The following is a 15,466-nucleotide window of genomic DNA, read 5'->3' on the forward strand; positions in this document are numbered from 1 at the left end:
CCTTGTTTTTGTCCGAAAGGCTATGCGGCCGGCGATCCCAGGTCGAACAGGCTGGTTGCCTCGACCTCGAGCACCTGCTCGTCGCGCTGGTTGAATATCCGCCACGACCAGCGCATGATGCCCAGGTCGTCGCGCGTGGATGAGGTGCGCACGGAGTCGACCGTGGCTTCCAGCCTTATCGCGTCGCCCGGGCGCACCGGCAACAGCCAGCGCAGCCGCTCCAGGCCTGGCGATCCGAACGACTCGGAGTCGTGCAAGGCCGCATCCACCGCCATGCGCATGGCCAGGCTACAAGTCAGCCAGCCGCTTGCGATCAGGCCGCCCCAGCGCCCTTCTTTCGCACGCTCCACATCGACGTGAAACCACTGAGGGTCGTACGATTTGGCAAAATCCAGCATCTGATCCTGTTCGACGACGACCGGCCCGTGCTTGATGACCATCCCAACTTTGAACTCGCTAAATTTCATGGCAAAACCTGAGCATTTCCCTGACTGGTAAGCGAGGCAGTTTAACCCTAAAGGCAATATGGGGTTTGCCCCGCCCTTGCCCTCAGTAGGTCTCGAAGTGCAGCCTGCCTTGCGATTTCAATTGCGCATGCAGGTCCGGCCACGAGCGGCCCGCATCCGACGCCACCGATTCAAGCGCCTGCAACACGCCGTCTTCCATGCCTTTCAGGCCGCAGACATAGATACAGGTATTTTCGCTGTCCAGCAGCGCCAGCACATCGGCGGCCCGTTCGCGGATAAGGTCCTGGACATAGCGCTTGGGCCGTCCCTGCTCGCGCGACAGCGCCAGGTTGATATCGATGAAGTCCTTGGGCAGATTCATTAGCGGTCCGAAATAAGGCAGTTCGCGCTCGGTCCGCGCACCGAAGAACAGCATGAGCCTGCCCGTGAATGCCGTTTCCTTGAGCATGCGCCGACAGCGCTCGGTCATGGCCCGCATGGGCGCCGATCCCGTACCCGTGCAGATCATGATGATGTTGGCGTCTGGGTGGTTGGGCATCAGGAAGGTGTTGCCGAAAGGCCCTATGACCTTCACCGTATCGTTCTTCTTGAGATCGCACAGATAGTTGGAACACACGCCCGCCGCGGCCTTGCCATCGTAATCCGCGGTAACCCGCTTCACGGTCAGCGACAGATTGTTGTAGCGTGGGCGTTCGCCGTCGCGGGGGCTGGCAATGGAGTACTGCCGGGCATGATGAGGACGCCCCGCGCTATCTGTACCCGGCGGGAAAATGGCGATGGACTGGCCCTCCAGCACGGGAAAGGATGCTGTGCCGAAGTCCAGGACGATGTGCCGGATGTCGCTTTCGGTATCGTCCCCCGTCACCCGGTAATTTCCCACCACCGTCGCCACGATGGGGTTCTTGTGGGTGTACATATTGACGTAGGGGTGGGCCGCGGACCAGGGCGGTATGGCGGCGCCCGCAGCGGTGGAGGGACTGCCTTCCAGCGCCGACAATTCATCCGGCGGGCCCGCCGGAGCGTTTTCGTCCGCGACGCCGGCCGCCGTTTCGCCTTCGGGGCCGTCTTCGGGAATGTCCCGCGCCGCCGGCAGGACGTCCCAGCCGAACTGCTCCTCCATGGAATAGGCCTGGTCGGACAACACCTTCAGCCAATTGTCGATCGCACCCGTGGGACAAGGCGGCACGCAGGCCATGCAGTGATTGCAGATACCGGGATCGACCACGTAGTTGTTTCCGTCGTGCGTGATCGCATCGATGGGACAGGTTTCCTCGCAGGTGTTGCACCGTATGCAGATTTCGGGGTCGATCAGGTGCTGGTTCAGCACCCTGGACGGTATGGGCGCGCTCATGTCAGTTGAAGCGGATGTACTCGAAATTGATGGGCTGGCGGTTCACGCCGATGACGGGAGGAGCGATCCAATTGGCGAACTTGCCCGGTTCGACCACGCGCCCCATCAGCGATGCGACGAACTCGCGGTCTTCGGGCGTGGGCAGCCATTCATGCTCGTGCATTTTCCATTGTTCCTCGCTCAGCACGGTTCCTTCCGGCGAGACGCGGATGCCGGCCAATGTGCCTATGCGGCGATTGAAGGCCTTGTGCGGCACCTGCAGGCGGAAGGCAATGCCGTTCTTTTCCAGCACCTTGTTCCAGCGCCCCACGCCCGCCATGGAGTCCTTGATGAAATCGTCGCGCAGCACTTCGTTCAAGGCATTGAGCATGGGCACTTCCGTCTCGCGCAGTTGCCCATTGACCACTTCCAGCACGCGATAGGTATCGTTCTTCAGGACGTGGTCGTCCGTGCGCTTGCCCTCTTCGTACCGGCCCTTCAGGCCGGAGCTATAAAAGATGGCGGCATTGGAGGACTGGTCGGCGCCGAACAGGTCTATGGTCACGCTGTAATGGAAGTTCAGGTAACGCTGTATGGTCGGCAGGTCGATGACGCCCGCGGCGCGCAATGCGGCCGGGTCCTCGGTCTTCAATTCGTTCATGACCTCGGCGGTGCGTTGCAAAACGCGCGACACCCCGGATTCGCCCACGAACATGTGATGGGCCTCTTCGGTAAGCATGAACTTGGTGGTGCGCGCCAGGGGATCGAAACTGGATTCGGCCAGGGCGCACAACTGGAACTTGCCGTCGCGGTCGGTGAAATACGTGAACATGTAGAACGCCAGCCAGTCGGGCGTTTTTTCGTTGAAGGCGCCCAGGATGCGCGGGCTGTCCTCGTCGCCGGAATTGCGCTGCAGCAGGGCATCGGCTTCTTCGCGGCCGTCGCGGCCGAAATAGCGGTGCAGCAGATAGACCATGGCCCACAGGTGGCGCCCTTCTTCGACGTTGACCTGGAATAGGTTGCGCAAGTCATACTGCGACGGCGCGGTCAGGCCCAGATGGCGCTGCTGTTCGACCGAGGCGGGCTCGGTGTCGCCCTGCGTCACGATGATGCGGCGCAGATTGGCCCGATGCTCGCCGGGCGCGTCCTGCCATACGTCGCGGCCGATGTTTTCGCCAAAGTGTATTTTGCGATTGCCATCCTGCGGCGCCAGGAAGATGCCCCAGCGATAGTCCGGCATCTTTACATGATCGAAGTGAGCCCAGCCGTCCGGCTGCACGCTGACAGCCGTGCGCAGGTAGACGTCGAAATTCTGGGTGGCCTCGGGGCCCATCTCCCGCCACCATTGAAGGTAGTTGGGCTGCCAGTGCTCCAATGCGCGCTGCAAGGCGCGGTCGCCCGACAGATTGACGTTATTGGGTATTTTTTCCGAGTAATTGATGCCCGACATGTCTGCTCTCCTAGGGATATTCCGGTCGTTATGATCAGCGGGGCTAGACGCGATTCCAGTCGAAACTGGCCTGTTCGCCCTTGCCGTACAGCTTTAGCGCCCCTTTCTCGCCAGCGGCGTTGGGACGGTTGAAGATCCAGTTCTGCCATGCCGTCAAGCGTCCGAATATGCGGGTTTCCATGGTTTCCCGGCCGCCGAAGCGCAGGTTGGCTTCCAGCCCGGTCAGCGCATCGGGTGAAAGCGCCCTGCGCTCTTCGAGCGCAATGCGGATTTCATCGTCCCAGTCTATGCTGTCGGGCGAGAACGTGACCAGGCCCAGGGCTTCGGCCTGGTCCGCGGAAATCATTTCGCCCATGGCGGCGCGAACGGCATCGATGGGCCCGGATTCTTCATAGAAACGCCGATTCAGCCTGCTTTGTCCGTTGACCATGGGATAGTGGCCAAGATTCAATTCGTCAACGGCAATCCGGGCCGGCTGTTCGGCATCGGGATCGTCCAGCATGTAGGAACGGTCGCAGGCCAGCGCCAGTTCGAACAGGGTGCCCACAAAGCAGGAGCCTTCATCGATCAAGGCGAACATCGAGCGCGAACTGACATCCAGCCTGGCCAGCGTGCGGCGCAGCATGCCCAGCGTTTCGCGGACCAGCCAGTGATGGGCATGGCGCTGCAGAACTTGGTCGATGTCCATAACCAGGGCGGGATCCCCGCGGGTCTTGAATACCCAGGTGCCGATATCCAGTTCATTGCTGCGCATGTGCAAGATGGCGTCGTCCAGCTCGCGCGCGAGCTGCAAGGGCCACCACGCATCGCCCTGGGCCATGATGCCGACGGCATCCTGGGGCCCGGCCGTTTCGGGCGCCCGCACGGTCCAGGTGGCAAGGCGCTTTTCGCGGTCTATCTGCACCTGCACATATTTGTATTCGATGCCGCTGTCGGCATGCAGCCGCTGCAAAGGCGTCAGGCGGATGCCTTGCGCATCCGCCGGGCGGTCGCTTTGCGCGGCCAGTTCGGCGGCCCGCCGCGCGACCTCTTCCTGGAACTGCCCCGGCTTGATCACCTGATCGACCAGGCGCCAATCCTTTGCGCGCTGGCCGCGCACGCCTTCGACCAGTGTGCAGAAAATATCGGCATGGTCATGGCGCACTTTGCGCTTGTCGGTCACGCGGGTCAGGCCGCCGGTGCCCGGCAGCACGCCCAGCAGCGGCACTTCCGGCAAGGATACCGACGAAGACCGGTCGTCGATCAGCAGGATTTCGTCGCAGGCCAGGGCCAGCTCGTAGCCGCCGCCCGCGCAGGCGCCATTCAAGGCAGCCACGAACTTCAGGCCGCTGAACCGGCTGGAGTCCTCCATGCCGTTGCGGGTTTCATTGGTGAACTTGCAAAAGTTGACCTTCCACGCATGCGTGGACAAGCCCAGCATGAAGATGTTCGCGCCCGAACAGAAAATGCGGTCTTTCAGGCTGGTGACCACCACTGTGCGGACCTCGGGATGCTCGAAGCGTATGCGTTGCAGGGCATCGTGCAATTCGATGTCGACGCCCAGGTCGTAGGAGTTCAGCTTGAGCTTGTAGCCGGGCCGGATGCCGCCGTCTTCCGCCACATCCATGGCCAGCGTCGCAACGGCGCCATCGAAGGTAAGAACCCAATGCCTGTACTGGGAAGGGTCGGTGCGGAAATCCACTTGAGTGCTGGCTTCAGTCATGAGAGGGTTCCTGATTTTGGAAACTGAAAGATAATGCCTGCCGTAAGGCCTTGCATGCATAATATTGCAGATAAAATTCAGTGTCAACAAAACATGCATGAAAATGCACTTCTAATCCAAACCGCCTCGCCCGGCCGCAAGAGGCCTTTGCCCAGCAGCGTTCCGCCCGCCTATCAAGCCTCCAGGCCGGCCGCCTCGCGGATGTGCGCGCGCAAGCCTTCAAAGCACTGCTCCAACGTGACATGGCTGGTCGAACACACCCAGTCGGCCTTGGAATAAAAGGCTTCGCGGCCGGCCAGGATGCGCTTCAGGTCGGCCATGGCTTCGTTATTGCCGGCCATGGGCCGGAAATCGCCCTGCGCCATGACGCGTTCCATATGCTCTTCGGGGCTGGCCTTGACCCAGACCGTATAGCAATGCGACAGCATCAGGTTCAGGGCGGCCGGCTCCGACACCAGGCCGCCCGGCGTGGCGAGGACCATTTCCGGGTAGAGCTGCAAAGTCTCTTCCAGAGCGCGCCGCTCGTAGCGGCGATAAGCCGTCGGTCCGTACAAGCTGTGGATTTCAAGAATGCCGCAACCCGCCACGCGTTCGATCTCGGCGCTGAGCTCGACAAAGGGGTAGCCGATATCGGCGGCCAGCATGCGGCCCAATGTGGATTTTCCGGCGCCGCGCAGGCCGACCAGGGCAATCTGCCGCATGCGGTTGCGGCGCCCGGAGGAAACGGGATCGTCAAAAAGCTGAATCAGCGCTTCACGCGCCTTTTGCAATTCCTGCTCGGACCGCTTGTCAAGCACTTCGCGGATCAGCAGCCATTCGGGGCTGGCCGTGGTGACGTCGCCGACAAGTTCGGCCATCGCGCAATTGAAGGCGTGGGCAATCTGCCTCAGCACCAGGACGGACACGTTGCCGACGCCCAGCTCCAGGTTCGCCAGGTGGCGTTCGGAAACCCCGGCCGCCCGCGCCAGCTCTTTGCGCGTCATGCCGCGCATGGCCCGCATGCGCCGGACCCGTTCGCCCAGGGAGCTCAGATAGGGGTCCGTGCCGCTGCTGGAATCAAGCAGGGCCACGGCTGCTTTCCGGTCTAGTAGTTTCTTTTTCACCCAGAAAAACCCTAAGCTATCGATGAACATGCATTATAGTGCTTGACTTGACAGAACAAAAGCCCTAATTTGCATTCTGTAGCGGTGGAAGTTGATTCGCATCAAGATATTGACGCGTTCAAAGCGCAAGCTCCAACGCCGCCCGTATAGGCAAGAACACGATAAAAAATTCCGGAGACACCCGATGCAAGCCTGCCCTACCGAGCTGAACTACGCCGCTCATCTTGTGCAACTTAATTCCGCCAGGGCGGACAAGCCGGCGTATATCGATGACCAACGCACGCTGACCTATGGCGAGCTGGCCGGAAAGATCGCCCGGTTCGCCGGCGTGCTGCGGAACCTGGGACTAAGGCGCGAAGAACGCATTTTGCTGTTGATGCACGATACCGTCGATTGGCCCGTGGCCTTCCTGGGCGCCCTGCATGCCGGCGTCGTGCCGGTGGCCGCCAATACGCTGCTGACGGCCGACGATTATGCCTACATGCTGCGCCATAGCCGCAGCCAGGCGGTATTCGTATCGGGCGCGCTGCTGCCCACATTGCGGCAGGCCATGTCGGGCGGGCATGACGTCAAGCATACCGTGGTGTCGCAGGCCGACGGCGCGCTGCCTTCGGACGTCCATGAATTTGAACAGCAGATGGCGCAAGCCGACGAAACAGCCGCCTGTCCCACGGCGGCCGATGAAGTCGCCTTCTGGCTTTACTCGTCGGGCTCCACCGGGCAACCCAAGGGTGTCATCCATACGCATGCCAACCTGTGGTACACGGCCGAGCTCTACGGCAAGCCCGTGCTGGGCGTAAAAGAAAGCGATACGGTATTTTCCGCGGCCAAGCTGTTCTTCGCCTATGGCCTGGGCAATGGATTGACCTTTCCACTATCCGTAGGCGCCACCACGGTCCTGATGGCCGAACGTCCCACGCCCGATGCGGTGTTCAAGCGCCTGACGGAACATCGCCCCACCGTATTCTGCGGCGTACCCACCTTGTACGCCAGCATGCTGGCCTCGCCCTCGCTGCCCGCCCGGGACAGCGTTTCCATGCGCGTTTGCGCCTCGGCCGGCGAAGCGCTGCCCAAGGACCTGGGCAACCGCTTTCAACAGCATTTCGGCTGCGACATCCTGGATGGCATCGGGTCCACCGAAATGCTGCATATCTTCCTGTCCAACCAGCCGGGCCGGATACGCTATGGCACGACCGGCCAGCCCGTGCCCGGCTATGAAGTCGACCTGCGCGACGACCACGGCCGCAGCGTTCCCGTGGACACCATCGGCGATCTGTATATCAAAGGCCCCAGCGCCGCCCTGATGTACTGGCACAACCGCTCAAAATCACTGGAAACCTTCCAGGGCCCATGGTTGAAAAGCGGCGACAAATACACTCGCGACGCCGACGGCTACTACACCTATGCGGGACGCAGCGACGACATGATCAAGGTCAGCGGCCAGTATGTGTCGCCCATCGAGGTCGAGAACGCGCTGGCCCAGCACGATGCCGTGCTGGAAGCGGCGGTCATAGGCGTGGCTGACAGCGACGGCCTGATGAAAACCACGGCTTACGTCGTGCTGCGCAACGGCCAGATGGGCGACCCCGGCATCGAACACGAGCTTCAGGCCTATGTAAAACAACATCTGGCCCCTTTCAAGTATCCTCGCAGTATTTATTTCATCGACGACCTGCCCAAAACCGCCACCGGAAAAATCCAGCGTTTCCGCCTTCGCCAACTGAACAAATAGAACAGGCCCATGAATCAAGCCATTGCCGCCCCCGCCACCCAGCTTGTCCCGGTAGACGCCATGGGGCGCGACATGACGATAGAATGTCAATGGATAGCGCCCGAGAGAACCGGCAGCGACCTTCTGGTGTTCCTGCACGAAGGGCTTGGGTCGGTTTCCATGTGGAAGGACTGGCCCGCCCAGGTCTGTGCGGCCGCCCGTTGCCGTGGCCTGGTTTTTTCGCGCTATGGGTACGGCGGCAGCACGCCGCGGCCCCGTGAAGAAAAGTGGCCGGTAAGCTTCATGCATGTACAGGCGCGGGATGCCCTGCCCGCCTTATTCCAGGCGCTGGGCCTTGCGGACGAGCGTCCCGTCCTGTTCGGCCACAGCGATGGCGGCTCCATTGCCTTGCTGTATGCCGCCATGTATCCGGACAAGGTAAAAGCCATCGCCGTGGCGGCCCCCCACATTTTCGTGGAAGACATCACCATTTCGAATATCGAGCAGGCGCGCGACGCCTATCTGAAAACCGACTTGCCGCAAAAACTGGGCCGCTACCACCAGGATCCGGATTCCGCCTTCTGGGGCTGGAACGATATCTGGCTGAATCCCGAATTCCGCGCCTGGAACATCGAATCCTATCTGGACAAGATCGAATGCCCGGTATTGGCCATTCAAGGCGAAGGCGACGAATACGGCACGCTGGAGCAGATACGCGGCATACAGCGCCTGGCTCCGCAGACGGAACTTTGCATCATTCCGGACTGCGGCCACTCGCCGCATCGCGATCAGCCCGCCACGGTCATCGGCGCGGTAAGCGCCTTCCTGAATAAACTCAATTCACGCCATCCCTGATTTACCGCCACACCGCGCATTGCGCATAATGCAGTCATTCCATAAAAAGCCAAAGGAGCAGACAAATGAAACATGTATTGACAGGCGCCGCCATGGCGACGGCCCTCGCATTGACGGGGGGCAATGCCCTGGCCAGCGTCAAGGTGGGCTTCATGCTGCCCTACAGCGGCACCTACGCCGCCCTGGGCCAAGCCATCGAAAACGGCTTCAAGCTGTACGTGAAGGAACAAGGCGGCAAGCTGGCCGGCCAGGAACTTGAATACTTCCAGGTGGACGACGAGTCCAACCCGTCCAAGGGTCCCGACAACGCCAACCGCCTGATCAAGCGCGACCAGGTCGACATCCTGGTCGGCACGGTGCACTCGGGGGTCGCCATGGCCTTGGCCAAGGCCGCCAAAGATTCCGATACCACCCTGATCATTCCCAACGCCGGCGCCGACGCCATCACCGGACCGCTGTGCAGCAAGAATATCTTCCGCACCTCGTTTTCCAATTGGCAGCCATCCTATGCCATGGGTCCGGTTGCCGCCGAAAAGGGCTACAAGACGGCCGTCACCATCACCTGGAACTATGCGGCGGGCAAGGAAGCCATCGCCGGCTTCAAGGAATCCTTCGAGAAGCACGGCGGCAAGGTCGTGAAGGAACTGACCCTGCCCTTCCCGAACGTGGAATTCCAGCCCCTGTTGACGGAAGTCGCCTCGATCAAGCCCGACGCGGTCTTTACCTTTTTCGCGGGCGGCGGCGCGGTGAAATTCGTGCAGGATTACGCCGCATCCGGCCTGGGCAAGACAGTGCCCCTGCTGAGCAGCGGCTTCATGACGGACGGCACGCTGAAGGCGCAGGGCGAATCGGCGCAAGGCCTGTTCACCACGCTGCACTATGCCGATGGGCTGAACACACCGCGCGACAATGCCTTCCGTGCAAACTATTCCAAGAACTACCCCAAGATGCAACCCGACGTCTATGCCGTGCAGGGCTATGACGCCGCCCAGTTGCTGGCCGCCGGCCTGGCCGCCGTCAAGGGCGATGTATCCAAGAAGGACGCCATGCGCAGCGCCATGAGCGCCGCCACCATCGACAGCCCGCGCGGCAAGTTCACCCTGTCCAAGGCCAACAATCCCATCCAGGATATCTACTTGCGTCAGGTCAAGGGCGACCAGAACCTCAGCCAGGGCGTCGCCATCAAGGCGCTGGCCGATCCGGCCCGCGGCTGCCGCCTGTAAGCCCAAGGAGCCTTCGTGGACCCGGTCATATTCCTGATTCAGTGCCTGAACGCGGTGCAGTACGGCCTGTTGCTGTTCCTGGTCGCCAGCGGCCTGACACTGATCTTCGGCATCATGGGCATCATCAATCTGGCCCATGGCAGCTTCTATATGATCGGGGCCTACATGGCTTTCGCCCTGCAGCCGGTTGTCGCCCAGTACGCGGGCGGAGGCTTTCTGGTCACCGTACTGCTCTGCCTGCTGCTGGCAACCATTCTGGGCTATTTTCTTGAATGGGCCTTCTTCAGTTTCCTGTACCGCCGCGATCACTTGCAGCAAGTCCTCATGACATACGGGCTGATCCTGGTATTCGAAGAGTTGCGCAGCCTGGCCGTCGGCAACGATGTGCATGGCGTCGCGCCGCCCGACTGGCTGGCCGGCTCCATCGCGCTGGGCGATGTCATGACCTATCCGGTCTACCGGCTGTTCATCTCCATCGTCTGCCTGGTGGTCGCAGGCCTGCTGTACTGGGTGCTGGGCCGGACCCGGCTGGGCATGATGATACGGGCCGGGGCCAGCAACCGCGAAATGATCAGTTCCCTGGGCATAGACATCAACCGCCTGTACCGCATCGTGTTCGCCATCGGGGTCGCGCTGGCGGCGCTGGCTGGCGCCATCGCCGCACCCATCTCATCGGTATACCCCGGCATGGGCAACAGCGTCCTCATCATCTGTTTCGTCGTGGTCGTCATCGGCGGCATCGGATCCATCAAGGGCGCCTTCCTGGCCGCCATGCTGGTGGGCTTCGTCGACACATTCGGCCAGGTTTTCTTCCCCAGCGTCGCGGGCGTGCTGGTGTACGTGCTGATGGCGGGCATTCTTCTGTTCAGGCCCGAAGGGCTTTTCAAGCAAGGCTGACTCATGCAAGCTATGTTGCGCCTCTTTTGCATGGCCGGGCTGTTGTGCCTGTTTGCCTTGTTCCCCCTGATCGCCAATGACTACTACATCAGCCTGGCGATCAAGATCATGATCTATTCCATCTTCGCGCTCAGCCTGCAACTGCTGGTGGGCGGCGCCGGCCTGGTCAGCCTGGGCCACGCGGCGTTCTTCGGCATCGCGGCCTACGTTACCACGCTGCTCTCGCCTGAATCCGGGCCGGGCAATCTGCTGTGGATGCTGCCCGCCGCCATGCTTTGCGCGCTGGCGTATGCCCTGCTGACCGGCGCCCTGGCGCTGCGCACCCGCGGCGTCTACTTCATCATGGTGACGCTGGCCTTTTCCCAGATGGCCTATTACGTCTTCCATGACACCGATGTGGGCGGCGGCAGCGACGGTATCTATCTGTACTTCCGGCCCGAGCTGCGCCTGGGCGAGTCGGTGCTGATCAATATCGACAGCCCCTACAGCTTCTTCCTGTTTACCCTGGCCTGCCTATTGCTGGTCTGGGCCTTCCTGGCCATGCTGATGCGTTCGCGCTTCGGCGCGGCACTGACCGGCATCCGGGTCAACGAGCAGCGCATGCGCAGCGCGGGCTACTCCACCTTCAATTACAAGCTGGTCGCCTACGGCCTTGCCGGCGCGCTGGCCGGCGCAAGCGGCTTGCTGTATGCCGCCAAAGACGGCTTCGTCAATCCCGAGCTGCTTGCATGGGAACAATCGGGCCTGGTGCTGCTGATGGTGATCCTGGGCGGCAGCGGCCGTTTATGGGGAGCCATCCTGGGCGCGGCCGGCCTGACACTGCTGCAAGAGGCTTTTCAGTCGCAGACCTTGTTCGGCGACTGGTCCGCCCATTGGCACCTGACCTTCGGCCTTAGCATCATCGCCCTGGTGGCCCTCATGCCCAACGGCCTGATCGGCCTCCAGGCGCAATGGCGAGGCCGGCGCAATCGGCGCGAGACCGCGCCGATTGCCCCCCTCCCAAGGACCAAACCATGACAGACGTTCTTCTGTCCGCGCAAAACATAAGCCGCCGATTCCGCGGCTTGACCGCCCTCGACCAGGTTTCCTTATCCCTTGCCCGCGGAACCGTGCATGCCGTCATCGGCACGAATGGCGCCGGAAAATCCACCCTGGTCAGCGTGCTGGCGGGCGAGCTCGCGCCCAACGAAGGCAGCATCTTCCTGCATCGCCAGGAAGTCACCTCGTGGTCGCAGCCGCGCCGCGCACGCGCCGGCCTGGGGCGCAGCTATCAGCGCAGCACCATTTTTCCGTCGCTGACCGTGCACGAGAACTGCCGCCTTGCCGCGCAGGCCGGCCATCAGGCCTTCTGGAACTGGGCCGCCCCCGCCAGCCGCTGCCGCTACAGCAACGAAGCGGCGGACCAGGCCATTTCCCTTGTGGGGCTGGAGCCGGACGTGCTCCAACTGGCCGGCCTGCTTTCGCATGGGCGCAAGCGGCAGCTCGAAATCGCCATGAGCTTGGCCACGCGGCCCAGCGTACTGCTGCTGGATGAACCGCTGGCCGGCATGGGACCCGAGGAAACCGAGAGAATGCTGGATCTGCTGGCATCGCTGAAAGCGGAGCATGCAGTGCTGCTGATCGAGCACGACATGGACGCGGTGTTCAAGGTGGCCGACGAGATCACCGTCATGGTCAACGGCAAGGTCATCGCCCATGGCCAGCCCCAAGCCATACGCGACAACCCCGACGTGCAGACGGCGTATCTGGGAGACGGCGAATGAGCCCCCTGGTCATGGCCGACGCCCTGCATGCCCACTACGGCGAAAGCCATGTGCTGCAAGGCGTCAGCCTGCGGATAGACCCAGGCGAATCCATAGGCCTGCTTGGGCGCAACGGCATGGGAAAAAGCACCCTGATACGAACCATCATGGGCCACGTGCCCGCCAGCGGCGGCACCGTCACTGTGCGCGGAAAGGACTGCACGCGGTCGGCGCCCTACCAGGTGTCGCGGCTGGGTGTGGCCTATGTGCCGGAAGGACGGGGGATATTTCCCAATCTGAATGTGCGCGAAAACCTGCAAGTGGCCGCCCGCCCGGGTTATGACGGCCGCAACGACTGGACCTACGAACGCGTGCTCGAAACCTTTCCGCGCTTGTCCGAGCGCCTGGATCACGGCGGACAGCAGTTGTCGGGCGGCGAGCAGCAGATGCTTGCCATCGGCCGCGCGCTCATGACCAATCCCGATGTATTGATACTGGACGAGGCCACCGAAGGGCTGGCGCCGCTGATCATTGCGGAGATATGGCGGATCATCGCCGCCGTGCGGGGCACCGGCATGTCGACCCTGATCGTCGACCGCAACTACCGCAAGGTTCTGGCCCACACCGATCGCTGCGTGGTGCTGGAAAAAGGCTGCCTGGTCGAAGCCCGGGACAGTGCGGCGCTGGCCGGCCGGCCCGAAGTGCTGATGCGCTACCTGGGCGTTTAGCGCGGGTCGAATGCCGCGGCGGCGCGGCCTATGCGGTCGTTCACAGCTTGCCAGGCGGCGCTGCGGGGCGGCTGTTCCATCAGGATGCGGGCATAGCCCTGCTGGTCCAGGCGGCGTAGCAGGGAATACAGGTCGCGCGCATACGAAGCCGGGTCATCCGGGCACTCCAGCCAGTCGACCTGCTCCATGGGATGCCCCGCGTGGCCCGGGAAAACCACCGCCGCCGTGCGTCCTTCGGCGGGCCGGGAAGCGTCCTCCAGCAAGCGCTCCAGCGGTCGCAGCAGCAAGGGTGTGTGCGGCGCGTAGTGCGCCTTCAGCGAACCCGAAACCTGCGGCGCGGCCGCATCCGGACGCGCCGGCTCCGCGCCCAATACCTCGGCAATCTGGGCGGCCGATATATGGCCGGGACGCAGCAGCACGGGACCGATGCCGCGCTCCGTGCGCGACACATCGACAATGGTGGACTCAATGCCCACCTGCGACGGCCCGCCTTCCAGCACCATCAGTTCCTCCGGCCCCAGATCGGGAAACTCGGAGGACACATGGGCGGCATGGGTGGGCGACACCTGTCCGAACTTGTTTGCGGACGGCGCGGCGACGCCGCCCTGCCCATTGGGCTTCAGGCGCGCAAACTCCCTTAGGAGTGCTTGCGCGACCGGATGCGACGGACAGCGCAGGCCCACGCTGTCCTGCCCGCCGCTGACGGCGGCGGGAATGTGCGCGGCCCGGGGAAGAATGAGCGTCAGCGGTCCGGGCCAGAATGCCTGTATCAGCGCGCGCCCTTCGGCAGGGACCGAAGCCGTCCAATAGCCGATGTCGGCCTCGGGCGCCACATGAACGATGACCGGGTGATTCGAAGGCCGGCCCTTGGCCTGATAGATGCGGGCGATGGCTGCCGGATTCTCGGCATCGGCGCCCAGACCGTAGACCGTTTCGGTGGGAAAAGCCACCAGGCGTCCAGCCTCCAGGCGCCGCGCGGCCTTGGCCAGCAACAGGGCCATATCGGACGGCGCCGGCGTTGCGGGCGTATTCATGCTTGAAATTCAATGCCCAGAATGCGCGCCACCCGCGCCGCGCCTTCCCGGGCCTGCGCCAAGGTCTGGCCCAGCACATTGATGTGCCCCATCTTGCGCCCCCGCCGCGCCTCGGCCTTGCCGTACAGGTGCAGTTTGGCGCCGGGCACTTCCAGAACCCGCGCCCAATCGGGCTCGCGCTTTACGCCGCTGGCCGGATCGAACCAGACATCACCCAGAATATTCAGCATGACGACCGGACATAGAGTCTCGGTGCTGCCCAGAGGCAAACCGGCCATGGCGCGGGCCTGTTGTTCGAATTGACTGGTGACGCAGGCGTTCATGGTGTAGTGCCCGCTGTTGTGGGGACGCGGCGCGATTTCATTGGCCACCAGGCTGCCATCGCTGAGCACGAAGAATTCCACACAGAGCACGCCAACATAGTCCAGCGCCTGCGCAATGCGCCGTGCCGCATCGGCCGCCTTGTCCGCCAGCCCGGGGGCCAGCAAGGACGCATCGACCGTGGAAACCGCCAGAATGCCGTCGCGGTGCTCGTTCTGCGCCGACGGGTAAATCACGGTCCGGCCGTCGGCGCCGCGCGCCATCACCACCGACAGCTCACTGGCCAGCGGCAGCATGGCCTCCAGCACGCATTCGGCTTCCTTGAATTCCGCAAACGCCGCCTGCGCTTCCTCGCGGCTTTTGACCCGGGCCTGTCCCTTGCCGTCGTAGCCCAGGCGAGCGACTTTAAGAATACCCGGGAAAAGCTCCGTGGACGCCGCGGCGATATCGGCCCGATTCCGGACGGGCGCATAAGGAGCAACGGGCACGCCCGTGCCCTTGATGAAGGCCTTTTCCTGTATGCGGTCCTGGACCACGGCCACCGCATCGCCTGAAGGGCTTACGGCGGAGCGCAGCGCCAAGGTCCGCAGGCTTTGCGCGGGCACGTTCTCGAATTCGGTGGTGATGGCCTTGCAGCGCTTGGACAGTTGTTCAAGCCCGGCGGAGTCTTCGTAGCCGGCCCGGATATGCAGTTCGGCAACGGCGCCCGCTGGACTGTGCTCGTCGGGATCCAGCACCGCCACTTTGTAGCCCATGCTTTGCGCCGCATGGCAGAACATGCGGCCCAACTGCCCCCCTCCTATCATGCCCAGCCAGTCTCCCGGCACGATAGTAAAGGAATCAGAAGCTTCATTCATGGGTGACAACCTGTCGTCAAAAACAAGAAACAAAAATACGGAAGAC

General features: G+C 62.7%; 14 protein-coding genes. 7 read left to right on the forward strand and 7 right to left on the reverse strand.

Annotated features, from left to right (window positions below):
• Window positions 1-20 precede the first annotated feature (20 nt).
• The 5 genes from V0R37_RS01990 to V0R37_RS02010 all read right to left on the reverse strand — a co-directional run bounded on the left by V0R37_RS01990 (window position 21) and on the right by V0R37_RS02010 (window position 6,019).
• The gene (locus V0R37_RS01990; RefSeq protein ID WP_420372891.1) at window positions 21-467 is read right to left on the reverse strand and encodes a MaoC family dehydratase; all 447 of its coding nucleotides are present in this window, start codon (window positions 465-467) and stop codon (window positions 21-23) included.
• A gap of 82 nt (window positions 468-549) precedes the next feature.
• A complete protein-coding gene (boxA, locus tag V0R37_RS01995) occupies window positions 550-1,818 on the reverse strand; it encodes a benzoyl-CoA 2,3-epoxidase subunit BoxA (RefSeq protein ID WP_420372892.1) in 1,269 nt (422 codons plus the stop codon).
• Between the two features lies 1 nt (window position 1,819).
• Complete coding sequence (gene boxB, locus V0R37_RS02000; protein ID WP_420372893.1) at window positions 1,820-3,247, reverse strand: benzoyl-CoA 2,3-epoxidase subunit BoxB; 1,428 nt, start codon at window positions 3,245-3,247, stop codon at window positions 1,820-1,822.
• A 43-nt stretch (window positions 3,248-3,290) separates the two neighbouring features.
• The gene (gene boxC, locus V0R37_RS02005; protein WP_420372894.1) at window positions 3,291-4,949 is read right to left on the reverse strand and encodes a 2,3-epoxybenzoyl-CoA dihydrolase; all 1,659 of its coding nucleotides are present in this window, start codon (window positions 4,947-4,949) and stop codon (window positions 3,291-3,293) included.
• A gap of 173 nt (window positions 4,950-5,122) precedes the next feature.
• Window positions 5,123-6,019 (reverse strand): helix-turn-helix transcriptional regulator, encoded by an 897-nt coding sequence (locus tag V0R37_RS02010; protein WP_420372895.1) that lies wholly within the window; start codon window positions 6,017-6,019, stop codon window positions 5,123-5,125.
• 217 nt (window positions 6,020-6,236) lie between these two features.
• On the opposite strand from V0R37_RS02010, the gene V0R37_RS02015 reads away from it, so the two are divergent.
• The 7 genes from V0R37_RS02015 to V0R37_RS02045 all read left to right on the forward strand — a co-directional run bounded on the left by V0R37_RS02015 (window position 6,237) and on the right by V0R37_RS02045 (window position 13,208).
• Window positions 6,237-7,784, forward strand: coding sequence for a benzoate-CoA ligase family protein (locus V0R37_RS02015; RefSeq protein WP_420372896.1), 1,548 nt, complete (start codon window positions 6,237-6,239; stop codon window positions 7,782-7,784).
• Between the two features lie 9 nt (window positions 7,785-7,793).
• Window positions 7,794-8,618, forward strand: a complete 825-nt coding sequence (locus V0R37_RS02020) for an alpha/beta fold hydrolase (protein WP_420372897.1) — start codon at window positions 7,794-7,796, stop codon at window positions 8,616-8,618.
• A 65-nt stretch (window positions 8,619-8,683) separates the two neighbouring features.
• Window positions 8,684-9,841, forward strand: a complete 1,158-nt coding sequence (locus V0R37_RS02025; RefSeq protein WP_420372898.1) for an ABC transporter substrate-binding protein — start codon at window positions 8,684-8,686, stop codon at window positions 9,839-9,841.
• Window positions 9,842-9,856: 15 nt separating this feature from the next.
• A complete protein-coding gene (locus V0R37_RS02030; protein WP_420372899.1) occupies window positions 9,857-10,738 on the forward strand; it encodes a branched-chain amino acid ABC transporter permease in 882 nt (293 codons plus the stop codon).
• A gap of 12 nt (window positions 10,739-10,750) precedes the next feature.
• Window positions 10,751-11,755, forward strand: coding sequence for a branched-chain amino acid ABC transporter permease (locus V0R37_RS02035; protein WP_420373125.1), 1,005 nt, complete (start codon window positions 10,751-10,753; stop codon window positions 11,753-11,755).
• Entirely contained in the window at window positions 11,752-12,501 is a 750-nt protein-coding gene (locus V0R37_RS02040) for an ABC transporter ATP-binding protein (protein WP_420372900.1), read from the forward strand. Before V0R37_RS02035 ends, V0R37_RS02040 begins: the two co-directional genes overlap by 4 nt.
• On the forward strand, window positions 12,498-13,208 hold the full coding sequence (locus V0R37_RS02045; protein ID WP_420372901.1) for an ABC transporter ATP-binding protein: 711 nt from the start codon (window positions 12,498-12,500) through the stop codon (window positions 13,206-13,208). Before V0R37_RS02040 ends, V0R37_RS02045 begins: the two co-directional genes overlap by 4 nt.
• Here the strand turns inward: V0R37_RS02045 and V0R37_RS02050 are convergent.
• Together V0R37_RS02050 and V0R37_RS02055 are read right to left on the reverse strand one after the other, a co-directional pair.
• Window positions 13,205-14,242 carry an L-threonylcarbamoyladenylate synthase gene (locus V0R37_RS02050; protein ID WP_420372902.1) on the reverse strand — a complete coding sequence of 346 codons (1,038 nt, stop codon included), beginning with the start codon at window positions 14,240-14,242 and terminating at the stop codon, window positions 13,205-13,207. The genes V0R37_RS02045 and V0R37_RS02050 overlap by 4 nt on opposite strands.
• Window positions 14,239-15,420, reverse strand: a complete 1,182-nt coding sequence (locus V0R37_RS02055) for a 5-(carboxyamino)imidazole ribonucleotide synthase (protein ID WP_420372903.1) — start codon at window positions 15,418-15,420, stop codon at window positions 14,239-14,241. The genes V0R37_RS02050 and V0R37_RS02055 overlap by 4 nt, the downstream gene beginning before the upstream one ends.
• Window positions 15,421-15,466: the final 46 nt, after the last annotated feature.

Source organism: Pollutimonas rozaliensis (assembly GCF_048751585.1).
Lineage (GTDB): Bacteria > Pseudomonadota > Gammaproteobacteria > Burkholderiales > Burkholderiaceae_B.